The organism is Bradyrhizobium lablabi (genome assembly GCF_900141755.1).
Lineage (GTDB): Bacteria > Pseudomonadota > Alphaproteobacteria > Rhizobiales > Xanthobacteraceae > Bradyrhizobium > Bradyrhizobium lablabi_A.
Map to the genome: position 1 here is coordinate 2,416,170 of NZ_LT670844.1, position 25,554 is coordinate 2,441,723.

General features: G+C 61.3%; 24 protein-coding genes. 11 read left to right on the top strand and 13 right to left on the bottom strand.

Going from position 1 to position 25,554, the window contains the following annotated elements:
- Nucleotides 1-174 precede the first annotated feature (174 nt).
- The gene (locus B5526_RS11285; RefSeq protein WP_079538257.1) at nt 175-984 is read left to right on the top strand and encodes a hypothetical protein; all 810 of its coding nucleotides are present in this window, start codon (nt 175-177) and stop codon (nt 982-984) included.
- 8 nt (nt 985-992) lie between these two features.
- Here B5526_RS11285 and sseA read toward each other — a convergent pair whose 3' ends face one another.
- The 3 genes from sseA to B5526_RS11300 form a co-directional block, all read right to left on the bottom strand.
- Nucleotides 993-1,853 (bottom strand): 3-mercaptopyruvate sulfurtransferase, encoded by an 861-nt coding sequence (gene sseA / locus B5526_RS11290; RefSeq protein ID WP_079538258.1) that lies wholly within the window; start codon nt 1,851-1,853, stop codon nt 993-995.
- 125 nt (nt 1,854-1,978) lie between these two features.
- The gene (locus tag B5526_RS11295) at nt 1,979-2,395 is read right to left on the bottom strand and encodes a rhodanese-like domain-containing protein (protein ID WP_079538259.1); all 417 of its coding nucleotides are present in this window, start codon (nt 2,393-2,395) and stop codon (nt 1,979-1,981) included.
- 145 nt (nt 2,396-2,540) lie between these two features.
- Nucleotides 2,541-3,716 carry a vWA domain-containing protein gene (locus B5526_RS11300; RefSeq protein WP_079538260.1) on the bottom strand — a complete coding sequence of 392 codons (1,176 nt, stop codon included), beginning with the start codon at nt 3,714-3,716 and terminating at the stop codon, nt 2,541-2,543.
- Between the two features lie 154 nt (nt 3,717-3,870).
- On the opposite strand from B5526_RS11300, the gene B5526_RS11305 reads away from it, so the two are divergent.
- Nucleotides 3,871-4,116, top strand: coding sequence for a GlsB/YeaQ/YmgE family stress response membrane protein (locus B5526_RS11305; RefSeq protein WP_079538261.1), 246 nt, complete (start codon nt 3,871-3,873; stop codon nt 4,114-4,116).
- A 103-nt stretch (nt 4,117-4,219) separates the two neighbouring features.
- Entirely contained in the window at nt 4,220-5,062 is an 843-nt protein-coding gene (locus B5526_RS11310; RefSeq protein WP_079544918.1) for an AAA family ATPase, read from the top strand.
- Between the two features lie 512 nt (nt 5,063-5,574).
- Here B5526_RS11310 and B5526_RS11315 read toward each other — a convergent pair.
- Nucleotides 5,575-6,714 (bottom strand): MFS transporter, encoded by a 1,140-nt coding sequence (locus B5526_RS11315; RefSeq protein ID WP_079538262.1) that lies wholly within the window; start codon nt 6,712-6,714, stop codon nt 5,575-5,577.
- 212 nt (nt 6,715-6,926) lie between these two features.
- On the opposite strand from B5526_RS11315, the gene B5526_RS11320 reads away from it, so the two are divergent.
- Nucleotides 6,927-7,556 (top strand): TetR/AcrR family transcriptional regulator, encoded by a 630-nt coding sequence (locus B5526_RS11320; protein ID WP_079538263.1) that lies wholly within the window; start codon nt 6,927-6,929, stop codon nt 7,554-7,556.
- Between the two features lie 12 nt (nt 7,557-7,568).
- Here the strand turns inward: B5526_RS11320 and B5526_RS11325 are convergent, their stop codons facing one another.
- From B5526_RS11325 to B5526_RS11340, 4 genes are all read right to left on the bottom strand, one after another.
- Nucleotides 7,569-9,218, bottom strand: a complete 1,650-nt coding sequence (locus B5526_RS11325) for a GMC family oxidoreductase (RefSeq protein ID WP_079538264.1) — start codon at nt 9,216-9,218, stop codon at nt 7,569-7,571.
- A 20-nt stretch (nt 9,219-9,238) separates the two neighbouring features.
- Nucleotides 9,239-9,832, bottom strand: coding sequence for a GNAT family N-acetyltransferase (locus tag B5526_RS11330; protein ID WP_079538265.1), 594 nt, complete (start codon nt 9,830-9,832; stop codon nt 9,239-9,241).
- Nucleotides 9,833-9,949: 117 nt separating this feature from the next.
- Complete coding sequence (locus B5526_RS11335; RefSeq protein ID WP_079538266.1) at nt 9,950-10,879, bottom strand: SMP-30/gluconolactonase/LRE family protein; 930 nt, start codon at nt 10,877-10,879, stop codon at nt 9,950-9,952.
- Between the two features lie 235 nt (nt 10,880-11,114).
- Nucleotides 11,115-11,948: an AraC family transcriptional regulator gene (locus B5526_RS11340; RefSeq protein WP_079538267.1), complete on the bottom strand. Its 834-nt coding sequence runs from the start codon at nt 11,946-11,948 to the stop codon at nt 11,115-11,117.
- Nucleotides 11,949-12,219: 271 nt separating this feature from the next.
- On the opposite strand from B5526_RS11340, the gene B5526_RS11345 reads away from it, so the two are divergent.
- From B5526_RS11345 to B5526_RS11355, 3 genes are all read left to right on the top strand, one after another.
- Entirely contained in the window at nt 12,220-13,452 is a 1,233-nt protein-coding gene (locus B5526_RS11345; protein WP_079538268.1) for an ABC transporter substrate-binding protein, read from the top strand.
- Nucleotides 13,453-13,750: 298 nt separating this feature from the next.
- The gene (locus tag B5526_RS11350; protein WP_079538269.1) at nt 13,751-16,909 is read left to right on the top strand and encodes a type VI secretion system tube protein Hcp; all 3,159 of its coding nucleotides are present in this window, start codon (nt 13,751-13,753) and stop codon (nt 16,907-16,909) included.
- Between the two features lie 123 nt (nt 16,910-17,032).
- Nucleotides 17,033-18,262 (top strand): ABC transporter substrate-binding protein, encoded by a 1,230-nt coding sequence (locus B5526_RS11355; RefSeq protein ID WP_079538270.1) that lies wholly within the window; start codon nt 17,033-17,035, stop codon nt 18,260-18,262.
- A gap of 18 nt (nt 18,263-18,280) precedes the next feature.
- Here the strand turns inward: B5526_RS11355 and B5526_RS11360 are convergent, their stop codons facing one another.
- On the bottom strand, nt 18,281-18,658 hold the full coding sequence (locus B5526_RS11360) for a hypothetical protein (RefSeq protein ID WP_079538271.1): 378 nt from the start codon (nt 18,656-18,658) through the stop codon (nt 18,281-18,283).
- A 138-nt stretch (nt 18,659-18,796) separates the two neighbouring features.
- Here B5526_RS11360 and B5526_RS11365 point away from each other — a divergent pair, with 138 nt between their 5' ends.
- On the top strand, nt 18,797-19,021 hold the full coding sequence (locus tag B5526_RS11365) for a hypothetical protein (protein WP_079538272.1): 225 nt from the start codon (nt 18,797-18,799) through the stop codon (nt 19,019-19,021).
- A gap of 247 nt (nt 19,022-19,268) precedes the next feature.
- Here the strand turns inward: B5526_RS11365 and B5526_RS11370 are convergent, their stop codons facing one another.
- Nucleotides 19,269-19,703 carry a cupin domain-containing protein gene (locus tag B5526_RS11370; protein ID WP_079538273.1) on the bottom strand — a complete coding sequence of 145 codons (435 nt, stop codon included), beginning with the start codon at nt 19,701-19,703 and terminating at the stop codon, nt 19,269-19,271.
- Nucleotides 19,704-20,016: 313 nt separating this feature from the next.
- Nucleotides 20,017-20,670, bottom strand: a complete 654-nt coding sequence (locus tag B5526_RS11380) for a glutathione S-transferase family protein (RefSeq protein WP_079538275.1) — start codon at nt 20,668-20,670, stop codon at nt 20,017-20,019.
- A gap of 193 nt (nt 20,671-20,863) precedes the next feature.
- Here B5526_RS11380 and B5526_RS11385 point away from each other — a divergent pair, with 193 nt between their 5' ends.
- The 3 genes from B5526_RS11385 (at nt 20,864) to B5526_RS11395 (ending at nt 23,970) form a co-directional block, all read left to right on the top strand.
- Entirely contained in the window at nt 20,864-22,087 is a 1,224-nt protein-coding gene (locus tag B5526_RS11385) for a polyhydroxyalkanoate depolymerase (protein ID WP_154071259.1), read from the top strand.
- A 227-nt stretch (nt 22,088-22,314) separates the two neighbouring features.
- The gene (locus B5526_RS11390; protein ID WP_079538276.1) at nt 22,315-23,112 is read left to right on the top strand and encodes a substrate-binding domain-containing protein; all 798 of its coding nucleotides are present in this window, start codon (nt 22,315-22,317) and stop codon (nt 23,110-23,112) included.
- Nucleotides 23,113-23,124: 12 nt separating this feature from the next.
- Entirely contained in the window at nt 23,125-23,970 is an 846-nt protein-coding gene (locus B5526_RS11395) for a hypothetical protein (RefSeq protein WP_154071260.1), read from the top strand.
- Between the two features lie 14 nt (nt 23,971-23,984).
- Here B5526_RS11395 and B5526_RS11400 read toward each other — a convergent pair whose 3' ends face one another.
- Nucleotides 23,985-24,785, bottom strand: coding sequence for a transporter substrate-binding domain-containing protein (locus tag B5526_RS11400; RefSeq protein WP_079538278.1), 801 nt, complete (start codon nt 24,783-24,785; stop codon nt 23,985-23,987).
- A 61-nt stretch (nt 24,786-24,846) separates the two neighbouring features.
- A complete protein-coding gene (locus B5526_RS11405; RefSeq protein WP_079538279.1) occupies nt 24,847-25,479 on the bottom strand; it encodes a tetratricopeptide repeat protein in 633 nt (210 codons plus the stop codon).
- Nucleotides 25,480-25,554 lie beyond the last annotated feature (75 nt).

Consider the following 25,554-nt stretch of genomic DNA (forward strand, 5'->3'; position numbering starts at 1 on the left):
TTCGCGGCGCGGATTTTTAACAAGCGGCGAAGGGCCGTTGCGGTATTCTCGATCGAGCCTGATTCGCTCTCGCGCCGGCGGTGCCGGCCGCGTCGCGAACGCGGCCTGTTTTGTGGTCACCGCGTTCCCAATCGCTCAACGGCCTTCGCTCAAAAGGCGGAACTCGTCCTCTCCATGCTGCCCGGCTTTCGTTTTTTGTTCGCCGCGATCGTGCTGTCGATGTCGATCCTGATCTTCGGGCTCGGCGCGGCGGCATTGCTGCGCGCGGCGCACGAGCAATTCGTCAGCAATCCATCCTGGCACGCGACCCCCGAGACGATGTTTGCGCAGCAAAGCGAGGCCACGCGACCGGTGGTGGCGCTACTGCATGTCGATCCGCCGCCCGTGGAGCGGGAGCAAGCGCCGGATAATGTTCCCTCGGCCGCGCCTCCAGCCGATCAGGCCCCGGCCGCGGCGGCACCTGCTGAGCCCCAAACGACCGCGGCGTTGAGCGAGCAACCATTGCCGGCGGAGGTGGCAAAACCGGAAATGCCGGCCGCGCAAGACTCGCCACCCACCGAAATAGCGCCGGCGCAAACCGAGGCGGCCGTCGCAGCGGAGGCACCTGCGCCTGCGGCCGAAACCAGGATCGCAGCGACCGAGCAAGCCTTGCCGCCGCCGGCGAACGAAGTCGCCGCCGTTGCATCTGAAGCCACCCCGGCCGCACCCGACCCGGCCTTTGCGCCCACATCGGCGGCGGCCGACATCGCCGCGATCAAAATCGCAACGCTTGGCGGCCCGCCCGTCGCCATCGAGGCGCAGCCGCCGGCAAAGAGCGCCGACGCCAAGTCTGACGGCAGCGCCATCAACAAGCGGGCGCAGTCGCGGCGGGCAGCGCAGCGCCGAAAGATTGCCGCACGCGCCCGTCTCGCGCGACAGGTCACTCAGCAGCCGGCGAGCCCGTTCACGCAACCCTTCGCGCCGACGCCGGCGCGCACCCCCTGATCGCTTGTTCAGGCCGGCCCGGTCGCGACCTCCGGTCCGTCGGGCAGACCCCATTCAGCCCACGAGCCGTCATAGAGCGCCATGCCGCGCACGCCGAGCCGATAGAGCGCGAGCGTCAGAACCAGCGCGGAGACGCCGGAGCCGCAGGTGGTCACGATCGGTTTTGTCATGTCAACGCCGGCGCCTGCAAACGCCTGGCGCAATTCCTCAAGCGGCTTCATCGCGCCGGTCTTTGGGTCGAACAATTCGGCATAGGGTACGTTGCGGCTTCCGGGAATGTGCCCGGAGCGGCGGCCCGGCCACGGCTCAGCCACCGTACCCTCGAAGCGCGGACGCGGGCGCGCATCGACCAATTGCTCGGCCTGCGTCTTGAGATTGCCGATCAATTGCGGCTGGCTGCGGACGAAACTTGAATCGAGCCTGGCCTGGAATTTTCCGGGTGTCGCGGTGACCTTGCCGGAATGGGTGGGGCGTCCCTCCCGCAGCCATTTCTGCAGTCCGCCATCCAGCACTTTCACGTTGGGATGGCCGAACGACAGGAACATCCACCACGCCCGCGGCGCGGCGACCCAAGTGCCGGAATCATAGGCGACCACGGTGTCGCCATTGGAAATGCCGAGCGCTGCGACGTCGCGCGCGAACTGCGCGGCGTCCGGATACATATGCGGCCGCTTGTCGTTGCGATCGGCGATGGCGTTGACATCGAAAAACACCGCGCCCGGAATATGCGCGGCGAGATAATCGTCCGCGGGCAGCGGCAGCACGCCGGGCATCTTGTAGGACGCGTCGATGATCTTGACCTTTGGGTCGTCGAGACGGGCGGCGAGCCAGTCGGTGGTGACAAGGGGATCGTCGGTTGGTGATGTCATGGCGCATGTCTCCCTGCTCGTCATTCCGGGGCACGCCGAAGGCGTGAACCCGGAATCTCGCCGTCGTTTAATCGATCCAGATTCCGGGTTCGCGCTGGCGCGCGCCCCGGAATGACGAGGATACCCTAACCCTTCGGCTTCTTCGGTTCCCATTTCTCGATTGGCCCGCCGGCATCGCGCCAGGCGGCAAAGCCGCCGCCCATATGGGCGACCGGCTTCAGTCCCATGTCCTGCGCGGTCTTTGCTGCCAGCGCCGAGCGCATGCCGCCGGCGCAGTGAAAGATGAACTTCTTGTCCTGCTGAAAAACCGGCTTTGCGTAGGGGCTCGCCGGGTCGATCCAGAATTCCAGCATGCCGCGGGTGCAGGAGAAGGCGCCGGGAATCCTGCCATCGCGCTCGATCTCGCGGGGATCGCGGATATCGACGATCACGACGTCATCGCCCTTGGCGGCCTCGATGGCCTGCGATGCGCTCACCGTTTCGATCTGCGCATTGGCCTCATCGATCAGGGATTTTATACCGCGGTGAATGGTCTGGGGCATTTTATCATACCTCTCGCTCCGTCATTCCGGGGCGATGCCAACGGGTCCGGCCTACGGCCGGCCCGATGACAGGCTCCGCATCGAACCCGGAATCTCGAGGTTCCGGGTTCGCGCTAACGCGCGCCCCGGAACGACGACTAGTCTGTTACCGCACCAATTCCTTCATTGCGCCTTCGAGGCCCTCGATCGTGATCGGGAACATGCGGTCCGAAAACAGCCGGCGGATGATGGTGGTGGATTCCGAATAGTCCCAGTGCTTCTGCGCCACCGGATTGAGCCACACCGCGTGCGGATAGGTGCGGGTGATGCGATCGAGCCAGACCGATCCGGCCTCCTCGTTGACATGCTCGACCGAGCCACCGGGGACCATGATCTCGTAAGGCGACATCGAGGCATCGCCGACGAACACCACCTTGTAGTCGTGCGGATATTTGTGCAGCACATCCCAGGTCGGCGTGCGGTCGGTGAAGCGCCGGCGGTTCTGCTTCCACACGCCCTCATAGAGACAGTTGTGGAAGTAGAAATATTCCATGTGCTTGAATTCGGTCTTTGCCGCCGAGAACAATTCCTCGACCTGCTCGATATGCGAATCCATCGAGCCGCCGATATCGAAGAACACCAGCACCTTGACCGCGTTGCGCCGCTCGGGGCGCATGTGGACGTCGAGATAGCCGTGGTTGGCGGTCTCCTTGATCGTGGTGTCGAGATCGAGTTCATCCGGTGCGCCGGTGCGGGCGAATTTGCGCAGGCGCCGGAGCGCGATCTTGATGTTGCGGATGCCGAGCTCGACATTGCCGTCGAGATCCCTGAATTCGCGCTTGTCCCATACCTTCACCGCACGGTTGTTGCGGTTCTTCTCCTGCCCGATCCGGATGCCTTCGGGATTATAGCCCTCGGCCCCAAACGGCGAGGTGCCTGCGGTGCCGATCCATTTGTTGCCGCCCTGATGCCGGCCCTTTTGTTCCTTCAGGCGCTGGCGCAAGGTCTCCATGAGCTTGTCCCAGCCCATCGCCTCGATCTGCTTCTTCTCTTCCTCGGTGAGATATTTTTCGGCGAGCTTCTTCAGCCATTCGGCCGGAATGTCCGCCTTCTCCATGGCGTCGAGCAGGCTTTCCAGCCCCTTGAACACGGTGCCGAATACGCGATCGAACTTGTCGAGATTGCGTTCGTCCTTCACCAACGCCGCGCGCGAAAGGTAGTAAAAATTCTCCACCGTCTGCTCGGCGAGGTCGGCGTCAAGCGCCTCCATCAGCGTCAGATATTCACGCAAGGTCACCGGGACCTGCGCGTCGCGCAGCGATGTGAAAAATTGCAGGAACATGGGCTACAGATTGCTCGCTGGACCGCGAACGTCAAGGGGCTGGGCCGCGGATCAGGGCAGCGTGCTCACCAAAATCACCTGCCCGGCAGCCTAGACCTGCCGGGTTTTTCAACTAGAATTGAGCCGACAGGGCATTATATGTGGGGCATCATCAATGGGTATTTTAGCGGCACTCGTGATCGGCGCGATCGCCGGCTGGCTCGCCGGGCTGATCGTGCGCGGCGCCGGTTTCGGGCTGATCGGAAACATCGTGGTCGGCATCATCGGCGCGCTGGTCGCAAGCTGGCTGTTGCCGCAACTGGGCGTCGTGCTCGCTTCCGGTACGCTCGGCGCAATCATCGATGCTACCGTCGGCGCGGTGATCGTTCTCGTCATTCTCTCGCTGATCAGGCGCGTTTGACGCATAGCTTCATCCCCGAAAACCCCATGCAATCTGGCTCGATTCCTGCTTGCTTAGCGGCGCATCCTTGCTGCTGAAAAATAACCGACAAGGCAAATGCTCGATGAAATTTACCGGCACCAAAGACTATGTCGCCACCGATGACCTCAAGGTCGCGGTCAACGCCTCGATCGTGCTCGAGCGCCCGCTTCTGGTGAAGGGCGAGCCCGGCACCGGCAAGACCGTGCTGGCCGAGGAAGTTGCGAAAGCGATCGGCGCGCCGCTTCTGACCTGGCACATCAAGTCGACCACCAAGGCGCAGCAGGGCCTCTACGAATACGACGCGGTGTCGCGCCTGCGCGACAGCCAGCTCGGCGATGCCAGGGTTTCCGACATCTCCAATTACATCAAGCGCGGCAAATTATGGGATGCTTTTACGGCCGAGAAGCGCCCGGTGCTTTTGATCGACGAGATCGACAAGGCTGATATCGAATTCCCCAATGACCTGCTGCTCGAACTCGATCGCATGGAGTTCTTCGTCTACGAGACCGGCGAGAACATCAAGGCGAAACTGCGCCCGATCGTGATGATCACCTCGAACAACGAGAAGGAATTGCCCGACGCGTTCCTGCGGCGCTGTTTCTTCCACTACATCAAGTTCCCCGACGTCGACACCATGAACCGCATCGTCGACGTGCATTTTCCCGGCATCAAGAAACGCCTGGTGGAAGAAGCGTTGCGGATCTTCTTCGAGGTGCGCGAAGTGCCGGGCCTGAAGAAGAAGCCGTCGACCTCGGAGCTTCTGGACTGGCTGAAGCTTTTGTTGAACGAGGACATCACGCCCGAAATGCTCAGGGAGCGCGACCCGCGCAAGCTGATCCCGCCGCTGCACGGCGCGCTGTTGAAGAACGAGCAGGACGTGCATCTGTTCGAGCGGCTGGCGTTCTTGAGCCGGCGGGAAGTGTAGCTTCGCGACCAAACGGCACCGGACTTCCGGCGCAGGGCAGACCTATGGGCGAGCTTTTTTGACACGGTTAATGGATTTTCGCAATCAGACCTGCTGGCAAACCATATCACGCGTCTTTCTAGCGACACCGTCAACCTCGACGAGATCGAGTGCATGCTGATTGCCTTGCAGCGTGCCGGCCACATCACCCGCGATCGGCTCGTGCACCTCCAGGCCCGCTATCTGCGTGAAGCGGCGGGCTACGCGTCGTAGGACGCGCGCACCGGTAGAGCATATTCCGGGCGGGTCGAATCATCACCCACCAACAGCCTCATGGTTCGAGACGCGCGCCGTTGCCGCGCTCCTCACCATGAGGGTTTAGGAAGACCTGATCCCGAGAGTCTGACTGAGAATGCAGCCAATAAAATAGAGCATTCTGCCACGTCTTTGCTGCACGTAAGCAAGAAAGACGTGGATGGCCGGGACGAGCCCGGCCATGACGACTGAGCATTCCATCGAAGCGAGGCGGCGCCTTAACGATCGGTCCAAAGCGAAGCCATCATTGATATGACGGCAAGCAGGATGATGACGGCGCCGTAAATATACGCGGCGGTGGAAAGCCCGATCAGCGGGACTGAAAGTCCAGCGGCGACCGCCGGCAGGCTGAACGCCAGATAGGATTGCAGATAGAACGCCGAGAGAAGCCCGGCGCGCTGATGGGGCCCTGCCGTGGGCAGCAACGCGCGCAGCGTTCCCGAGAAGGTCGATCCGAATCCCGCTCCGGCGATCACCGTCCCGGCCAAGAGCGCGGCGACCTGCTGCTGCTGGATTCCGAACATCGAGACCGCTACCCCCAACGGCAACGTGCTGGTGCCCGTCAAAATCAGCCGCCGGGCCGGCCAGTCCCTGAACCTCGCTACCGCGACCGCCGCCGTTAACATCAGCGCTGACACCACGACGCCACCGACCCAGGGCGAGTGGACACCCATCGCCGTCGCTACCACGGTCGGCATCAGCGAGAGGTAGAGGCCGCCGAGCGCCCAGGCCGCCACGTTGGCGGGCGTGAGCCTGATAAGGACAGACCTCGACTGAGTTGGCACGCTGACTTGTGGGCGCAGCGACGCCAGCGCGCCGGCCTTTCGCGTGGTACTTTCGGGCATGACCCAGAGCAGCGCGATCATCAGCGCGGTCAGACCAAGCAGAACGTCGTAGACCCTGTGCAGCGGGTCAGGCGCGAAGGTAATCAGTGCCGCAGCTCCCAATGAACCGGCGGTCATACCCAGAAAGGCGGTGACGCTGTTGAGCAGAGGACCGCGCGCGCGATTGGTATCAAGGATCGCCGCGCCTAACGCAGTTGTGCCGACACCGACGCAAAGTCCCTGGACAGCGCGTGCCAGAATCAATTGCCCGACGTCCCGGGCCTCCGCGAAAAGGATCATCGCTGCGGCGTTCAGGAGTAGCGCCGCCAGGATCACAGGCCGGCGTCCCACATAATCGGACAATCCGCCGACCGTCAGCAGGGCGGCAAGCAGGCTTGCGACGTAGGTCGCAAATACGATCGTGATCCAGAACGGCGTGAGATGCATCGACTCCTGGTAGAGCCGATAAAGCGGCGTGACCGCGGCGCTGCTCGCGGCGATCAGCATCGCCCCTGCGAAACTGAACAACGTCATGGCGCCCGGAGCCAGGGAGCGGGTCCAGCCCTGGGATTTGCTGGGGAGGGTTTTGGCGGACGCATCACACTGGGGGCTTACTGGGCAGGCTTGCACGGAGGCTCCTAAAGCTAATATATTGCTTTAGTTATGCGGACCGAGGCCTTAAAGCAAATTATTTGCGTTAAGATCGACCTTCCTTTTGGCATGGCAAGGTTGCAGGGAGCACCACAGTGGCCGTCAAGGAACGCGTTCGGGTCGGAGGACGGAGCGCTCGAATCCAAAGCGCGGTGCATGACGCGGTGAGGCGTCTCAGCGCCGAGACCGATCGCGATGAGCTCACGGTGCCGCAAATAGCTGCCGAGGCCGGCGTGACACCGTCGACGATCTACCGGCGATGGGGCGACCTCGCGGCGCTGCTGGCCGATGTCGCCGTCGAGCGGTTGCGGCCGATCGCCGATCCCGAAGACACCGGCGCAGTGACCTCAGACCTGCGGGCCTTCATCGAACAATTTATGGAAGAGATGTCATCGCCGGTCGGCCGGGCGCTGGTCAGGGATGTGTTTTCCCCGCCGGGGGAAACCTACCCGGTCCAGTGCGGAGGCTTTACCCGCGAACATCTGACGACCATCGTTTCGCGAGCGAAAGCGCGCGGCGAAGCGGCTTTCGATATCGATGAGGTGATCGACCACGTCGTGGCGCCGATCATCTATCATATCTTGTATGGCGATCGGGAATTGACCCTGGACTACTGCCATGCCCTGCTGGACCGGGTTCAATCGATGCCTGCCGAGACAGCGCGACCCGCGTCGCGGAGCCTGTCACCGGGCGCGCGTTCGCGCGACCCGTTGGCTCCTCAATGACGGAAACTTACCTCAGACGCCCGCACCGGGAACAGCGACCGCCTCCAGCGGCGTGCGGCCGCGGATCAGGTCCGACGCCTTATCGGCAATCATCAGCGTCGAGGCGTTGAGATTGGCCGAGATCATCCGCGGCATGATGGAAGCATCGACCACGCGCAAACCTTGCAGCCCGTGCACACGCAGCTGATCGTCGACCACGGCCCAGGAGCTGTCGGCCGGGCCCATGCGGCAGGTGCAGCCGGGATGGAAGGTGGTGGTACCGCGCTGCGTCGCGGCGCCCAAAAATTCGTCGTCGGTCTGCACGCCCGGTCCGGGAAAATCCTCATAGGCGTAATAGGGTGCAAGCGGCGCGGAGGCGAGCAATCGCCGCGCCAGCTTCATGCCGGCGACGATGACGCGGCGGTCGAGTTCGGCGACCAGATAATTGGTCTGGATGATCGGCGGCGCAAACGGATCGGCGGAGCGGATGCGGACATAGCCGCGGCTTTCGGGCCGCTGCTGCCAGGAGGCGACGGTCATGCCGGGCTCGTCCTCGAGCTGTCCCTGCACGCCCTCCTTGTAGCTCGCGGGCGTAAAGGTCAATTGCAGATCGGAGCTCTCGGTGGTCTCGCCGGAGTGCCAGAAGCAGTAGACCATGGTCGGCGACAGCGACAACAGGCCGCGCCGCGTCGTCGCCCATTTGATCGCCTCCAGCGCGAGGCTCAGCCCGCGCCGGCGTTCGTTGATGGTTTTGATGTTCTTGACGCGGGCGACCGAGCGCGGCGCGTAATGGTCCTGCAATCCCTCGCCGACGCCCGGTAGCGCATGGCGCACCACGATGCCGTGCGAGCGCAGCAGGTCAGGCGATCCGACGCCGGATAATTGCAAGAGTTGCGGCGAGTTGTAGGTGCCGCCGGAGAGGATCACTTCCTTGTTGGCGCGCACCTCGAACGGCTTACCGCCCTTGCCGCCCTTGATGTAACGCACGCCGACCGCGCGCTTGCCCTCGAAGATGATCTCAGTCGCATGCGCGTGGGTACGGACATGGACGTTGGGCCGTTTCTCCGCCGGATGCAGGAACGCGGTCGCGGCACTGACGCGCAGGCCGTTCTTGATGGTGCGCTGGGCGTACGAGACGCCCTCCTGGATCGCGCCGTTGTAATCGGGGTTTTTCGGGATGCCGAGCGATATCGCACCGGCCATGAAGGCCTCGCAGAGCGGATCCTTCCAGTCCATGGTGGTAACGGTGAGATTGCCCTCGCGGCCGCGAAAAATATCCTCGCCCTCGCCGACCCGCCGCTCCAGCCGCTTGAAATAAGGCAGCACGTCCGGATAACCCCAGCCGCGATTGCCGAGCTGCGCCCAGGTGTCGAAATCCTGGCGCTGGCCGCGGTTGTAGATGTGACCGTTGATCGAGGAGGAGCCGCCGAGCGTCTTGCCGCGCGGCGCGTAGATCTTCCGGCCGCCGGTCCACGGGCCCGGCTCCTGCTGGTAGGCCCAGTTGATGCCCTTCATGTGGAAGGTTTTTATGAAACCCGCCGGCAGATGGATGTAAGGATGCCAATCCTTGGGGCCCGCCTCCAGCACGCAGACGCTGTTGCAGGCATCTTCGCTCAGCCGGTTCGCCAGCACGCATCCGGCGGAGCCCGCGCCCACGATCACATAGTCGAATGTCTCGGTCATCTCTGGCTTCTGGCGGTAAGCTACCGCGCCTTTTCATTCAGTTGATAATTCAGATGCGCCCTCACCGTCGGCCATTCGCTGGCGATGATACTGTAGACGACCGTGTCGCGCAGCGTGCCGTTCGGCGCGATACTATGGTTGCGCAGGATGCCGTCGAGTTTGGCGCCGAGCCGTTCGATGCCGCGCCGGCTCTGGTGATTGAAGAAATGCGTACGGAACTCGACCGCGATGCAGTCGAGCTTTTCGAACGCGTGGCCGAGCAGCAACAATTTGCACTGCGTATTGACTGCGCTGCGCTGCACGCGCTGCGCATACCAGGTCGAGCCGATCTCGACGCGCCGGTTCGGCGCATCGACGTTCATGTAAGTGGTCATCCCGGCGATTTTGCCGTCGGCGTCGAATACGGTCCAGGGCAGCATCGAGCCCGACGCCTGCAGGCCAAGCCGGCGATCGATTTCCTTGCCCATGTCTTCGGCGCGAGGGACGGACGTGTACCAGAGCTTCCACAGTTCGCCGTCCTTCACGGCCTCGACGAGCCCATCGACATGATCGTGTGACAGGGGTTTTAGCTGCGCGTAGGGACCGCTCAGCGTTACCGGTTCAGGCCAGGGCATTAGTTACTCCGCTTTTTAGGCCGTCATTGCGAGGAGCACTTGCGACGAAGCAATCCATTCTGCTTCGCGGTGCGATGGATTGCTTCGCTTCGCTCGCAATGACGGAAACCAATATCATCACTTGTTCAAAAAATTCAGCGGCAGGCCGGGCCGCGCCCAGTCCATCGCAATCAGCTCGCCCTTGCCCGACAGCGTGATGTAGGCGGTCTTCAGCTCCGGTCCGCCGAAGGCGATGTTGGTGGTGACGCGATCGCCGGTCGGCACCTGCTCGACGACCTTGCCGTCCGGCGCGATCACCGAGATGCAGCCCGAGATCAAGGTCGCGACGCAGACATTGCCGGAAGCCTCCACCGCGAGCGAATCGAACATCTGGTAACCGCCGAGCCCCGCGATCGGCTTGCCGCGTTCGCCGCGATAGATGACATCGCGCGGTTTTACCTCACCTGGTGCTGCGAGGTCGAACGCCCACAGCCGCGCCGTCGGCGTCTCCGCGACATAGACCGTGTTCTCATCCGGCGACAATCCGATACCGTTGGCCGGCAGCATGCCGAAGGAGCCTTCGACGATCTCCTTCATCCCCGGCTTGATGTAATAGAACGCGCCGACATCCATGTCGCGGGCACGGCGTTTGCCCAAATCGGTGAACCACAGCCCGCCGTGTCTATCGAATACGAGATCGTTCGGCCCCTTCAGGGGATGCTCGCCGCATTTGTCGAACAGGGTTTCGACCTTGCCGGTTGAAAGATCGACGCGCTGGATCGAGCCACCGATATATTCGGCAGGCGACGGCGGGCCCGGCATCATGGTGCCGCGCGAGGCGGTCCAGCTGAAGCCGCCATTATTGCAGATGTAGCATTTGCCGTCGGGCCCGATCGCGGCGCCATTGGGGCCGCCGGGAATTTGCGCGACCACCTGCTTGCGTCCATCCGGCCAGACCCGGGTCAGCCGGCGGCCGCGGATTTCGACCAGCACCACCGATCCGTCCGGCATGACAACCGGGCCTTCGGGAAATTCAAGACCGGTAGCAAGAACGCGGACATCGGGCATTCGGAATCCCCTGGCTTTTCTTGGGCGCCGGCGGATTTGAGGCTCATTCCGCGCGCGCAACGATTTCGTTGCGCAACGTTATGACAAAGTCGATATCGCTTGCCAAGCCGACATCAGGCTGCGCAAGGCAGCCCAGCGTTGCGGATATTCGGTTCTGATTAGATCAGAACCGAATCGGCTCTAGTCTGACGCGTTTTCTTCACGCGAACCGGTATCCACTTCGCTTGAAAACGCTCTACTCCCTGACCGGCACCCAGATCTCGAACCCGCCATGGCCGGTGAGCGGATCGAATTTCTCGTCATAGCGCTCGAAGTTGGGGGCATCCGCCGCCTTCAATCCCGATGCCGGCAGCCAGTGATTCCAGATCGTGTTGACGGTGCGGCGAATGGTGGAGATGTGGTCGCGATGGGTGAAGACCGCGTAGCGCTGTTCGGGAATCCGGACGCTTGCGAATTCGCGCGGCAGGTCGGAGAAGTCCAAAACTTCGACGCCGGCGATATAGTCGAAATTGCCGGCATCGTCGCCATTGCAGCAGACGCCATAAGCGACTTTCCCGATCCGCCCCGGGATCCTGTCGACGGATTGATGAAAACGCTGCCACTGGTTGGGAATGCCGGCACCGTTCTCGTGGCTGTAGCGATCGCTGAGACCGGCGATGAGCAGCGGCTTAGAGGTTTGAAAACGCGGCGGTTGAAGATTGTCTGCGGCGGTTGAATCCATCTGGATCGGCTCCTGAAGCTTGATGTGGTCGATACACGCCAGGCTGCGCACCGCCCCGGGCGTCACCCCGAAATGGTCACGGAAGGCGCGGGTGAATGCTTCGTGAGAGCCGTAATCCGCATCCAGCGCCAAAGTGAGGATGTCGGGCGCGCCGTTCGCGAGCGCACGCGCGGCTTCCGAAAGGCGGCGGGCGCGGACGTAACGCATGACGGAAAACCCGGTCGCCGCGGCGAACGAGCGGACCATGTGAAAGCGCGAGACGCCGGCGACGCCCGAGATCTCGTCAAGCGTCAACGGGTCGGCCAGATGGCTTTCGATAAACCAGAGCGCCTTCTGGGCTGGATTCATGGACGATGAGCCCTCATGCGAAGCGATGGCCTTTTTACTGGGTCACCTGCGTTGCGTTTGACAGTCCTTGCTCTGATGGCCCGCTTCACGGAACCGTCACCGGACGCTCTCAGACTGACGCCTTCTTCCACCCCACGGAAAATAGCAGCGCAGCCGTCGCTGGCAACCTCGCCCCGATCATGCATACTCAAGCGGCATTCAGCTCCGATGGCTCAACGAGCTGCCCCACAAAGAGGCGGCCTGAGCTTCGGCAATGACGTCAGGGAGGACGATGATGCACTACCGTGTCTTGAGCCACGTCAAATCCTTATGCCTTGCGGGAATTTTTGCGGTTGCGGTCGCGAGCAGCGCCGCTACTGCAGAGAAAAAATACGATCCCGGCGCGACCGATACCGAGATCAAGATCGGCAACATCATGCCGTATTCGGGACCGGCGTCGGCCTATGCGACCATCGGCAAGACCGAAGCCGCCTATTTCAACAAGCTCAATTCCGAAGGCGGCATCAACGGCCGCAAGATCAATTTCATCAGCTATGACGACGGCTACAGCCCGCCGAAGGCGGTCGAGCAGGCGCGCAAGCTGGTCGAGTCCGACGAGGTGCTCCTGATCTTCAATCCGCTGGGTACGCCGAGCAACAGCGCGATCGAGAAATACATGAACGCGAAAAAGGTGCCGCAAGTCTTTGTTTCGAGCGGTGCCGCCAAGTGGAACGATCCGAAGAACTTTCCTTGGACCATCGGCTGGCAGCCCAGCTACCAGGTCGAGGCCCGCATCTATGCCGCCTACATCCTGAAGAATTATCCCGGCAAGACCATCGGCATTCTCTATCAGAACGACGATTTCGGAAAAGATTACGTGATCGGAATGCACGAAGGATTAGGCGACCAGGCCAGCAAGCTGATCGTCGTCGAAAGCTCCTATGAGACAACTGCGCCGACGGTGGATTCGCAGGTCGTGCAGATCAAGGGTGCGAACCCCGACATTTTCATCAATGTCGCGACGCCGAAATTTGCCGCGCAGGCGATCAAGAAAATCGGCGAGCTGGCCTGGCACCCGGTGCAGTTCCTCACCAACGTGTCGGCTTCGGTCGGCGGCGTGATGAAGCCGGCCGGCTATGAATTCGACCAGGACATTCTCAGCGCGGCGTATCTGAAGGACCCCAAGGATCCGCAATGGAACAAGGATCCAGCCATGAACGAATGGCGGGCCTTCATGACGAAGTGGTATCCCGAAGGCGATCAGGAGGACGCGTCGACCACATTCGGCTACGGCGTGGCGAAGGGACTGGAGCAGGTCTTGAGACAGTGCGGTGACGACCTCACCCGGGAAAACGTCATGCGGCAGGCGGCAAGCCTGAACTTCGAGATCGGCGTGTACCTGCCCGGCACCAAGATCAAGACCAGCCCGACCGATTTTGCCCCGCTCGAGCAATTGCAGATGATGCGCTTCAAGGGCGAAAGTTGGGATTTGTTCGGACCGATCATGTCAGGGGAAAAGAGCTAGGTTCAATTCCAAGGAATTGTGACAATCTGGCGCATTCCGTCTGGGCGGAATGCGCCATTTCATTTTTGGCATGTGTGAAGGAATTCACATGCCGCCGGCGGAAGCTGCAGCTAAATTCGGGCGCGTGTTAAACGTCTCCTGGAAGAGATGCTGCACTGCGGTTCGATCAGCTCTACTTGTGATCCAATCAGCCGTGGATTATTTTGGCTGCTCTTCAAAGACAGGGATTGAACCAAAAATTTTTTTGAACGTGCTGTCACCAAGCTGCTAGTCGCCTCTCGCTTTAGGGAGATTATCGATGGCAAATGCACAGCTGACATATCTTTTGAAGATTGATGGAATAGCCGGCGATTCGACCATCAAGGGTTTTGAGGGCTACTTCACCGTCGACGAATTCACCTTCAACGAATTGACCAGGCTGGCGAACGGTGGCGCTGGCGGCAGTTCCGGCAAAGCGCAGTTCGATCCGTTGATGGTCGACATTGCCGGATTGCCGCCGGGTCTCGTTACCCTGCTCAAGGACGCAGCTACCGGCAAGCACATCCCGAGCGTGGAGCTCGTCGGATTGAAGCCGGACAAAGGCACGTTGGAAAAGGTCTACGATCTCACGCTCAACAACGTCACGCTGGCCGGCTATGCTGCGGACGGCAAGCACGATACGGCCCTCGCGTTCGACTACAGCAAGGTGACCGAGACCATCACAGGGCAAAATCCTGACGGCTCGCCGAATACTGGCCAGACTTTTAGCTTCGATCTCGCTCATGGCGGCGGCGCGATCGCCTCGGTCAACCACGACGCGCTCGCAGCCTTTGCCCATTCCCATAACGGGCCCGCGCTGACCTATCTCTTGAAGGTCGATGGGGTGACCGGCGATTCAACGATCAAGGGGTATGAGGGCTACTTCACCGTCGACGAATTCACCTTCAACGAACTGACCAAACTGGCCAATGGTGGCGCTGGCGGCAGTTCCGGCAAGGCGCAGTTCGATCCATTGATGGTCGACATCGCCGGATTGTCACCGGGTCTCGTCACCCTGCTCAAGGACGCGGCCACCGGCAAACACATTCCGAGCGTGGAGCTCGTCGGCTTGAAACCGGACAAAGGCGCGCTGGACAAGGTCTACGATCTCACGCTCAACAATGTCACGCTGGCCGGCTATGCCGCTGACGGCAAGCACGATACTGCACTTGCGTTCGACTACAGCAAGTTGACCGAGACCATCACAGGCCAGAAGCCCGACGGCTCGCCCGACACGGGCCAGACCTTTACCTTCGATCTTGCCCGTGGCGGCGGCTCGCTCGCCCCGGTCAACCACGACACCCTCGCAGCCTTTGCCCATTCCCATGTTGGGCCCGCGCTGACCTATCTCTTGAAGGTCGATGGGGTGACCGGCGATTCAACGATCAAGGGCTATGAGGGCTACTTCACCGTTGACGAATTCACCTTCAACGAACTGACCAGGCTGGCCAATGGTGGCGCTGGCGGCAGTGCCGGCAAGGCGCAGTTCGATCCGTTGATGGTCGACATCGCCGGATTGTCGCCGGGTCTCGTTACCCTGCTCAAGGACGCCGCTACCGGCAAGCACATCCCGAGCGTGGAGCTCGTCGGATTGAAGCCGGACAAAGGCACGCTGGAAAAGGTCTACGATCTCACACTCAACAATGTCACGCTGGCCGGCTACGCCGCTGACAGCGGCCACGATACGGCACTCGCCTTCGACTACACCAAGCTGACCGAGACCATCCAAGGACAGAAGCCTGACGGCTCGCTCGACACGGGCCAGACCTTTAGCTTCGATCTTACCCACAATGGCGGCTCGCTCGCCCCGGTCAACCACGACACCCTCGCGGCCTTTGCCCATTCCCATATTGGGCCTGCACTGACCTATCTTCTGAAAGTCGATGGGGTAACCGGCGATTCAAAGGTCGCCGGCTATGAGGGCTACTTCACGGTCGACGAGTTCACTTTCAATGAATTGACCAAGCTCGCCAATGGTGGCGCTGGCGGCAGTGCCGGCAAGGCGCAGTTCGATCCGCTGATGGTCGACATCGCAGGATTGTCACCGGGTCTCGTCACCCTGCTCAAGGATGCCGCTACCGGCAAGCATATCCCGAGCGTAGAACTCGTCGGCTTGAAACCGGACAAAGGCGCGTTGGAAAAGGTCTACGATCTCACGCTCAACAATGTCGCGCTGGCCGGCTATGCCGCCGACGGCGGCCACGATACGGCGCTTGCCTTCGACTTCACCAAGCTGACCGAGACCATCACAGGCCAGAAGCCCGACGGCTCGCTCGATACGGGACAGACGTTCACGTTTGATCTTGCCCACAATGGCGGCTCGATCGCCCCCGTCAACCACGACACCCTCGCAGCCTTTGCCCATTCCCATGTTGAGCCCGCGCTGACCTATCTTTTGAAGATCGATGGAGCGACCGGCGATTCAAAGGTCCACGGCTATGAGGGCTACTTCACCGTCGACGAGTTCACCTTCAATGAGCTGACCAAGCTTGCGAATGGTGGTGCTGGCGCCGTTGCCGGCAAGGCCCAGTTCGATCCGTTGACGGTCGATATCGCAGGATTGTCGCCGGGTCTCGTTACCCTGCTCAAGGATGCGGCCACCGGAAAGCAAATCCCGAGCGTGGAACTCGTCGGCCTGAAGCCGTCCGGCGACGGCCCGCCGCAGAAAGTCTACGATCTCACGCTCAACCACGTGACGCTGGCCGGCTACGCCGCTGACAGCGGCCACGATACGGCACTCGCGTTCGACTTCAGCAAGTTGACCGAGACCATCACAGGCCAAAAGCCGGACGGCTCGCCCGACACGGGCCAGACGTTTACCTTCGATCTTGCCCACAATGGCGGCTCGATCGCCCCCGTCAACCACGACGCCCTCGCGGCCTTTGCTCATTCCCATGTCGGGCCCGCGCTGACCTATCTCTTGAAGGTCGATGGGGTAACCGGCGATTCGATGATCAAGGGCTATCAGGGCGACTTCACCGTTGACGAGTTCGCTTTCAACGAACTGACCAGGCTGAGCAACGGGGGCGCCGGCGGCAGTTCCAGCAAAGCGCAGTTCGATCCGCTGATGGTCGATATCGCAGGATCATCGCCCGGTCTCGTCACCTTGCTCAAGGATGCCGCCACCGGCAAGCATATCCAGAGCGTAGAACTCGTGGGCTTGAAGTTGGGCGAAGGCACGCCGCAGAAGGTTTACGATCTCACACTCAACAATGTCACGCTCGCCGGCTACGCCGCCGATAGCGGCCACGATACGGCACTCGCCTTCGACTATGCCAAAGTGACCGAAACCATCAAAGGGCAGAAACCTGACGGTTCGCTCGACGCGGGCCAGACGTTTAGCTTCGATCTTGTCCACCATGGCGGCTCGATCGCCCCGGTCAACCACGACGCGCTTGCGGCCTTTGCCCATGCTCATGACGGATTTTTCATGGTGTGAGGTTGAGCGTGCGCTCCGGCGCGAAATGAAGGAACGGAAGCCGCAATCGCTGGACAAGTCCAACGCCCCGACCCTAGACTGCCTTAACGATCGGCAACAGCCGACGGCATAAGGGAGGTCGAGATGGCGCGCACCCGCGGCATTGTACTGGCGTTTGTCCTGCTCGGCCTTTCATTTAGTATCGATCCTGCCGCGGCGCAGAAGAAATACGACCTCGGTGCCAGCGACAGCGAGATCAAAATCGGCAACATCATGCCCTATAGCGGGCCGCTGTCGGCCTACGCGCTGATCGGCCGCACGCAGGAGGCCTTTTTCAGGAAGCTCAACGCCGAGGGCGGCATCAACGGCCGAAAGATCAACTTCGTTTCCTATGACGACGGTTTCAGCCCGGCGAAGACCGTGGAGCAGGCACGCAAGCTCGTGGAAAGCGATGAGGTGCTGCTGATCTTCCAGAGCCTTGGCACGCCAACCAACAACGCGATTCAGAAATACCTGAATGACAAGAAAGTGCCGCAGCTCTTCGTCGCCACCGGCGCCACCAAATTCGGCGATCCGAAGAATTTCCCCTGGACCATGGGCTGGCAGCCCACCTACCAGACCGAGGGGCGGATCTACGCAAAATACATTCTGCAAAACCTGCCTCAGGGAAAAATCGGCGTCCTCTACCAGAACGACGATTCCGGCCGCGACTATCTCAAGGGCCTCAAAGACGGGCTCGGCGCAGAGGCGGCCGCACGGATGATCGTTGGCGAAATCCCCTATGAGCCCACGGACCCTACGGTCGAACGTCAGATCGTGACGTTGAAAACCCTGGGCGCCGATATCTTTTTCAACGAGGCTTCGCCGAAATTTGCCGCCCAGGCGATCCGGAAGGCGGCCGAGATCGGCTGGAAGCCCACATTGTTCCTTGCCAGCATCTCGAATTCCGTCGGCTCGGTGCTGAGGCCCGCCGGACTGGAGAACTCGAAGGGCATCTTGTCGACCAACTATTTGAAGGACCCGACCGACCCCACCTGGAAGGACGATCCCGCCATCAAGGAGTGGGCCAACTTCATGGACAAGTATTTCCCGGAAGGCGACAAGACCAGCACCTTCAGCGTCTATGGCTATCTGACCGCGCAGACCATGGTTCAGGTGCTGAAGCAATGCGGCGACGAACTGACCCGCGAGAACATCATGCGACAGGCCGCCAATCTCCGAGATTTCGAACTCGGATTATTGCTGCCGGGCATCAGGATCAACACCAGCCCGACTGACTATTTCCCGGTCGAGCAGATGCAGATGTCGCGATTCAACGGTGAACATGGCGAGTTGTTCGGCGCCGCGATCGGCGGCGAGATCGGGACCCAGTAGCCGCGCCGCCCGAGATCCCTACTTGCCGCCATCCTTGACCGGCGGCGAGCCATCCTTGGCGGGCGGAGCGTCGGCCTTTTTCTTCAAATCCTCCGCCGCTTTCTTCTGCGCAGCCTGCAGATCGTCGACGGTCTTCTGCAAGCCCGCAACGGTCGCCTTCAGCCCCTCGATCTGCGCCCTGGCGGCCTCGAGCTTCTGCTGATGGTCGGCGCTAAGTTTGGTGATGGTCTTCTGCAGGAAATCGACATTGCTCTGCAGGCAAGAGGTGCGCCGTTCCATGGTCTTTTCGACGGTGCAGATTTCGATGCCGGGGACGTCCTGCGCCCGCGCGCCCGCCGGCGCCAGCACGCTGGGCGCAAAAACCAGCGATGCGACGAGCGCGATCCGGCCGATCATCAAGATCCCTCATTGTCAGCGAGCGCTCACTACAGTCAATTTGTTGCGAGCAATGTGGAACGAAAGCCAGGATATCATACGGAAACCTCAATCGCGCGTTGAGGTCCGTGGCCAAGACTTTTTCGGAGAATCAATAAAATGGCAACGCGCGAACGACGACTGGCCGAATTCGATGGCAACGGACAACCGCCGCCGGATCTGCCGGTGCAGGTTCTGTGCGAGGACCACAGCGGCACCTATCAGCTGCCGTTCGCCTGCCGCTTTGTCGATGGGGAATGGCGCAACCATGAGTCCGGCGGCACCGTCGAGGCGACCGTGGTCGGCTGGCGCCTGCAGCGCCCCAGGGGAACCGCGCAGCCGTAAGGGCGCGCTGTGCCAAAATGCGACGGAAACCGCCGGGAATTGCACTCAAGGCTTAAGGTTTGGAACGCGGGCGGAACGAATCGCGCCCGAATCAGCCGTGAAGCTGCGTACCCCGATGTTCACGGCTAGATATCGGCTTCAAGCCTGGACGGCGCACCACATCCAGCGGTGCTGTGACGGCCGCAAGCCCGCGGCCGTCGATAAACATTAACTCCCCCCGAAGACGGCCGTTATTTCCAGGGCGTCGTTATTTCCAGGGCGTCACTGGCGGCACCTTGTCGACGGCCGGCGGCACGTCGACGGTCTTGAAATCGGCTGGGCTGACGATTTCGAGATACTCCATGTCGGGCGAGTAATCGAACAGGTAGTGCACGATGCCGGGCCGCTGATGCACGACGTCGCCGGCCTGCACCAGGGTCGGCTTGTCCTCGTACATGAAGCGGGCCCAGCCCTTCATCATGATGACGATCTGGAAGTCGCATTCGTGCTTGTGCCAGCCGGTGCCTTCTTCCGGCGGCATGTCGGCATTGGCCTTGACCAGATGGCAGATCACCTGGCCGCCGGTGGCGTCCGCAATGCCGAGATCGCGGTACAGGAAGAAGTCGCGCAAACCCCCTCCCGTGAATTCGGTATCGGTTGGTTTGACGTGGGAAAATTTGCTGACGACCGCGTGCTGATTCATCTCAATGCCTCCACCGCTCTTTTCGCGCGATCGCGACGATCGCCGGCGTCCAATTTTTTGGCAGCGCGGATCGGCGCGTTCGAACCATCATTGTGCTATGCGAAAATCACGCCAGCCCGGTTGCAGCGCGGCGGTTTCCACAAGCGCTGCCGCGAACACGCCGAAGCTCTTGGATCGAAGCCAAAATTTGAGCTCAACGATTTTAAGCCCGGCGTCGCCGCGGCGGCGGAGCAGGCTGTCGAAGCGGCCTGGATGGCAGCAAGTTGAGCAAGGCTGCCCGATGCTTGAGCCCTTCAAACAGGCATCTGGGTGCCTAATATTCGACCTCGAGCTCCTCGATGTCGGCAGGCTCGGCTTTGGCGGCGGCGATCCATTCCACCATCTCCGGCATCGCCATGATCATGTCGGCATAGGCCTTGAGCCGGGGCTCGAGCTTGACGTCGTAGGTCGTGAAGCGGGTCACCACCGGCGCGTACATGGCGTCCGCCATGGTGCGTTCGCCATACAGGAACGGCCCGCCGGACTTGGCCAGGCATTCGCGCCAGATCGTGCAGACCCGATCGATATCGGCCTGCGCGCGCGACCAGATCTTGAAGCCGGGGAAATGACCTTTCAGATTGACCGGCAGCGAGGCGCGGAGCGTGGTGAATCCCGAATGGATCTCGCCGCAGATCGATCGGCAATGCGCCCGCAAGATGCGGTCCGCCGGCAATAGGCCGGCATCCGGCATGACCTCGTTGAGATAGTCCGCAATCGCCAGAGTATCCCATACGGTAACGCCGTCATGGCGCAGGCACGGCACCAATATCGACGACGACAGCAAGAGGATTTCGGCCCGCGCCGAGGCATCGTCCGGCGCGGTGATGATCTCTTCGAACTCGAGCCCGGAAAACTTGGTCAGCAGCCAGCCGCGCAGCGACCAGGAAGAATAATTCTTGCTGCTGATGGTAAGTGTCGCTTTCGCCATTTGGCTCTTCCTCACACCTGAACGCCCGCCAGGGCCATGCGGGCACCGCTTCCCGCCGAAGCGTGCCGCGGCCAAGCGCCCATAATCTACACATTACGGGCTTTGCGCAGCAAGCGACGTGCCAATTTACAAGGCTGATTGACTCCGCTCTGGCTTCGATATTGCATAGCAACACGGGCAGGGGCGGATCCGGATGATGTCTATGATGTATCAGGCGTATCAGAACCACATGGACCTCACGGCGCCATGGCGGAGCGGGGCTGCTCATGCGCTGAAATATCTCAATCTGGTTCCGCAAGGCGTCTCCGACAAACTGTTCGGGCGGCTCGCGGCGGCGCTGGAGCTGATCTCGCGCACCTCGCTCACCTATGCGCGCCCGGCTTACGGCATCGACAAGGTGCTGGTCGGTAACCAGGAACTGGAGGTGACCGAGGAAGTCGCTTACGCGACGCCGTTCGGTTCGCTCTTACATTTCAAGAAGGAGAATTCGCCGGAGCAGCCGCGCCTGTTGCTGGTGGCGCCGATGTCCGGTCATTTTGCCACGCTGTTGCGCGGCACGGTGAAGACGCTGTTGCAGGACCACGACGTCTACATCACCGACTGGCATAACCCGCGCGACATTCCCGTCAATCAGGGCAGGTTCGGTCTCGACGATTATACCGAGCACCTCATCGACTTTCTCGATCAACTGGGCCCGCGCGCGCATATGGTCGCGATCTGCCAGCCGTCGGTATCGGCGCTGGCGGCGGCCGCGATCATGTCGGAAGACAATCACCCTGCGCGCCCTGCGACGCTGACGCTAATGGCCGGGCCGATCGATACGCGAATCCAGCCGACCAAGGTCAACGAGTTCGCCAAGAGCAAGCCGCTGAAATGGTTCGAGGACAATCTGATCAATTACGTGCCGGTGCAGTGCAAGGGCGCGTTCCGCCAGGTCTACCCGGGCTTTGTGCAACTCACCGCCTTTGTCTCGATGAATCTCGAGCGCCATATCAAGCAGCACATCGATCTCGCCGATCATCTGGCCAAGGGCGAGACGGAAAAGGCCGAGACGATCAAGACGTTCTACGATGAATATTTCGCGGTGATGGACCTGCCCGCGGAATTCTACATCGAAACCATCCGCGACGTGTTTCAGGAACACCTTTTGCCGCAGGGCAAGCTGACCTATCGCGGCCGCCCGGTGAACCCCGCCTCGATCAAACGGATGGGCCTGATGACGGTCGAAGGCGAGAAGGACGACATCTGCTCGATCGGCCAGACCTTGGCGGCGCAAGATCTCTGCACCGGCGTGCGCGCCTATCGCCGGGTGCATCACATGCAGGCCGGCGTCGGCCATTACGGCGTGTTCTCTGGCCGCCGCTGGAACAACGAAATCTATCCGCTGCTGCGGGATTTCGTGCACGTCAATTCGTAAGCCCGTCATTCCCCGATGTGCAATTGCACATCTGAGGGCGCGCGTGAAACGCGCGAACCCGGAATCTCGCGCCGTTGCTTCGAGATTCCGGATCGGTCCGCGTCGCGGACCGTCCGGAATGACGGAAGAGCGGAAGCAGTAACTCCAGGCTAGCTCCGATTTGCCCGCTACGATCGTCTCGGGTAATCAAGGACGACCGCTCAAGAGCCGTCCCGGGAGGAATAACCATGAGTCTTGTATCCGTAAAAATCCGCAGTCTCGCACTCGGCGTCACCGCCGCGCTGCTGCTGGCGGGCACCGCGAGCGCGGCCGAGGTCCGGGTAATGATCTCCGGCGGACTGACGGCGGCCTTCAAGGAGCTGGTACCGGAGTTCGAGCGCACGACCGGCAACAAGGTGCTGATCGCATACGGGCCCTCGATGGGCACCACGGTCAACGCGATCCCGGTGCGGCTCGAACGCGGCGAGCCCGCCGATGTCCTGATCATGGTCGGCTATGCGCTCGGCGACCTCATCAAGCAGGGCAAGGTCAACGCCGACAGCCGCGTCGATCTCGTGAAATCGCCGATCGGGATCGCGGTGAAAGCCGGCGCGCCGAAACCCGACATCTCCTCGGCGGAATCGGTCAAGCGCGCGCTGCTGGCGGCGAAAACCATCGCCTATTCCGACAGCGCCAGCGGCGTCTATGTTTCGACTGAAATGTTCAAAAAGCTCGGCATTGCCGACGAGATGAAGGACAAGGCCAGGAAGATTCCCGCAACGCCGGTGGGTGAAATCGTGGCGCACGGTGACGCCGAGATCGGCTTTCAGCAGATCAGCGAATTAAAACCCGTCGCCGGCATCGACATTGTCGGGCCGTTGCCCGACGCGCTGCAGCAGATCACGGTGTTTTCAGCTGGGATCGCGACCGTCTCCAAAGAGCCCGAAGCCGGAAAGGCGCTGATCAAGTTTCTGGCTTCCCCCGCCGCCCGCGACGTGATCGTCAAGAGCGGGATGGACCCGATCGCGGCTGGCGCGACGCATTAAGGTAATGCCAGCATGAGCGCAATCGTTAGTCCCGCGGATTCACACTTTCCGAAGTTGCCATTGTGGCCGACTATCCGCCTCTCCTACGCGACTTATTTCCAGCATTTTGGGGATGGGCTGCGAATAGCCGCGCTTTGGCTGCCCGTGATTGCAACGCTTGACGGAATAGTGGGTTGGCTGCAGGCATCTTGGATGGCCGAACTGACAGCGAATCCGCAGATGCAAGCGAAGCTGGCACAATCGATGCCCGTGGTGGTCCTTGGTAACGTCGCAGGTTTGGGTCTCACATGTGCTGCAGTCAGCATCGCGGTCGCCTGGCACCGGTTGCTGCTTTTGAACGAAGCACCGGGTCTTAGCGGAAGCAATATCGGCACGCGTAGCCTATGGCGCTATGTTGGCATCGGCATCTTGATCAGCCTGATTGCAGCTCTCCCGGTGGCGGTCACCCTTTTGCCGATGTGGCCGCTGGGATTGTTGCCCGGCGTCGGTAGGGCGCCGGCGTTAATCGCCGTGGGTGTTCTGGCGTACATCGTCGGTGTCACGCTCGTGCTGCGCTTGTGTTTGCTTCTTCCCGCGCGCGCGGCCGGGGATTTTAATCTGACGTTCAAGGAGGCCTGGCGTCGCACCCGCGGAAATGTCTGGCGGATTTTTTGGGGCATCTTGGCCTGCGCGGTACCACCGTTCGTTCTTACCGACCTAGCTTACGTGGCTGTGATTTTGGTTCCTCTCGGAGCCGACATCAATCCCGCACAATGGGCCGCCGCCACCGCGATTGGCACATGCTGCTGGCTGCTCGCCTGGCCGATCTGGGTCGGCTTTCTCTCCCACACGTATCGACACTTTTTGAGCGCAGTGTGAGACGAGGCGTTTCTCTACTTTGTCCGGATCGGCGTGTCCTTCAGACCGTTATTGTCATAAGCCTTGCGCAGCACGCCGTTTGATAGGGCTTCCGTCATGAATTTGGTCACGAACGCCTGCGCCAGCGGATGATTTAATGGCACCGCCACCGCGGTCACGGTCTGTTTAAACGTTTCGTCCAGCACCCGCGTTCCCGGGATTTTCTTCGCCATGGCGTTGAGCTGGTCGCGCGACAGCGCGAAGGCATCGACCTCGCCGTTCTCGAGGAGGCCGAAGATCTCGTCATAGGTCTGATATCCCACGACCTTGGCGTTTTTCAGATGCGCTATCGCGCCGCGCATGGTGGTGGTGTTATTGACGGCGGCGACCTTGACCCCCGGCTGATCGAGCGACTTGAAATCCGTCACCGATGAACCCGGCTTCACGATGTAGGTCGCGTCAGCAACTTCATAAGTCGGCCCGAACGACATCCTGGTCTCGCGCTCTGGGTCTTTCGGCAGAAAGCTGACGTCCCAGGCGCCTTTCGATACCGCATCCGTGATCTCACCCGAATTCGGGTAGGCGACATATTCGACGGGAATACCGAGCTGCGCCGCCATCTCCTTGCCGAGATCGACTGGCACCCCGGCATATCCGCCGGCTTCGTTTTTGGTGGACCAGAACGCGCCGCCGGCCGGCGAGATCCCGATCGCCACCCGCAGTCTGCCAGTCGGCGCGATTTCGTCCTTCAAAGCATCGGCGCGTGCGGGGCCGGCGATCATGACCGCTACACCCAGAACGAGACCGGCGATGCGCGGCAACGACTGACCAGACATGAATTCTCCATCCTTTTTATTCCTCAACCCCTTGGCTCGTTATGGTCGAGCCTTCATCCCTTCACTTCACCCCGTAACCGTTCATTTCCTCGGTCAGGTCCTTGATCGCTTTCGACGCCGCGATGTCGGCCTTGCCGGCGGCGGCATCGCCTTTCCTCAGTTTCGCCATTCCCCTCCCGTACAAGGAATAGGCGGACTTTGGATTGATCTGCAGGGCGGCGTTGTAGGTGGCAATGGCATCATCGAGCTTACCTTGCTTCAGATAGACGAAGCCGAGCGAGTTCAGCGTCGGCGCGGAGCCCGGCCGCAGCCGCAGCGATTCCTTGCAATCCTTCAACGCGTCGTCGAGCTTGTCGGTGATCATGCGCGTCCAGCATCGATTGTCGAAGGCATCGCTATATCGGGAATCGAGGTTGATCGCCTGATCATAATCCTGGATCGCCCGCTCATAATCGCGTCTGGAAAAATACGCGAGGCCGCGCTCGCGATAGGTAAAGGCCAGTTGTTTTGAAGACTGCGGTCCGGCTTGAAGCACGGCCGTGCAGCTATCGATCCGAAGTTCCGGCGTCACTCCGGCCTTGCCGGCACACCAATTGCGCTCCTGGTTCAGTTGCGCGACCGCGACCGTCGGCACGAGCGACGCCAGGGCTGCCGTTAAGAGCAACGCAGGCAATAAGCACTTTCGAAAACGCATGTCCCCTCCGCGGCCGAAGCACAAGCATATCAGTGAACCGAAGGAAGTCACCAGAGGGACCACAGCGGGAAAACC

Coding starts and splice junctions, on each gene's coding strand:
- B5526_RS11385 (WP_154071259.1), top strand. CDS start 20,864: ATGATGTCTATGATGTATCAGGCGTATCAGAACCACATGGACCTCACG.
- B5526_RS11370 (WP_079538273.1), bottom strand. CDS start 19,703: ATGAATCAGCACGCGGTCGTCAGCAAATTTTCCCACGTCAAACCAACC.
- B5526_RS11340 (WP_079538267.1), bottom strand. CDS start 11,948: ATGAATCCAGCCCAGAAGGCGCTCTGGTTTATCGAAAGCCATCTGGCC.
- B5526_RS11350 (WP_079538269.1), top strand. CDS start 13,751: ATGGCAAATGCACAGCTGACATATCTTTTGAAGATTGATGGAATAGCC.
- B5526_RS11355 (WP_079538270.1), top strand. CDS start 17,033: ATGGCGCGCACCCGCGGCATTGTACTGGCGTTTGTCCTGCTCGGCCTT.
- B5526_RS11380 (WP_079538275.1), bottom strand. CDS start 20,670: ATGGCGAAAGCGACACTTACCATCAGCAGCAAGAATTATTCTTCCTGG.
- B5526_RS11300 (WP_079538260.1), bottom strand. CDS start 3,716: ATGTTCCTGCAATTTTTCACATCGCTGCGCGACGCGCAGGTCCCGGTG.
- B5526_RS11310 (WP_079544918.1), top strand. CDS start 4,220: ATGAAATTTACCGGCACCAAAGACTATGTCGCCACCGATGACCTCAAG.
- B5526_RS11325 (WP_079538264.1), bottom strand. CDS start 9,218: ATGACCGAGACATTCGACTATGTGATCGTGGGCGCGGGCTCCGCCGGA.
- B5526_RS11405 (WP_079538279.1), bottom strand. CDS start 25,479: ATGCGTTTTCGAAAGTGCTTATTGCCTGCGTTGCTCTTAACGGCAGCC.
- B5526_RS11360 (WP_079538271.1), bottom strand. CDS start 18,658: ATGATCGGCCGGATCGCGCTCGTCGCATCGCTGGTTTTTGCGCCCAGC.
- B5526_RS11400 (WP_079538278.1), bottom strand. CDS start 24,785: ATGTCTGGTCAGTCGTTGCCGCGCATCGCCGGTCTCGTTCTGGGTGTA.
- B5526_RS11330 (WP_079538265.1), bottom strand. CDS start 9,832: ATGCCCTGGCCTGAACCGGTAACGCTGAGCGGTCCCTACGCGCAGCTA.
- B5526_RS11365 (WP_079538272.1), top strand. CDS start 18,797: ATGGCAACGCGCGAACGACGACTGGCCGAATTCGATGGCAACGGACAA.
- B5526_RS11305 (WP_079538261.1), top strand. CDS start 3,871: ATGGGTATTTTAGCGGCACTCGTGATCGGCGCGATCGCCGGCTGGCTC.
- B5526_RS11285 (WP_079538257.1), top strand. CDS start 175: ATGCTGCCCGGCTTTCGTTTTTTGTTCGCCGCGATCGTGCTGTCGATG.
- sseA (WP_079538258.1), bottom strand. CDS start 1,853: ATGACATCACCAACCGACGATCCCCTTGTCACCACCGACTGGCTCGCC.
- B5526_RS11295 (WP_079538259.1), bottom strand. CDS start 2,395: ATGCCCCAGACCATTCACCGCGGTATAAAATCCCTGATCGATGAGGCC.
- B5526_RS11335 (WP_079538266.1), bottom strand. CDS start 10,879: ATGCCCGATGTCCGCGTTCTTGCTACCGGTCTTGAATTTCCCGAAGGC.
- B5526_RS11345 (WP_079538268.1), top strand. CDS start 12,220: ATGATGCACTACCGTGTCTTGAGCCACGTCAAATCCTTATGCCTTGCG.
- B5526_RS11315 (WP_079538262.1), bottom strand. CDS start 6,714: ATGACGTTGTTCAGTTTCGCAGGGGCGATGCTGATCGCCGCGAGCAGC.
- B5526_RS11395 (WP_154071260.1), top strand. CDS start 23,125: ATGAGCGCAATCGTTAGTCCCGCGGATTCACACTTTCCGAAGTTGCCA.
- B5526_RS11390 (WP_079538276.1), top strand. CDS start 22,315: ATGAGTCTTGTATCCGTAAAAATCCGCAGTCTCGCACTCGGCGTCACC.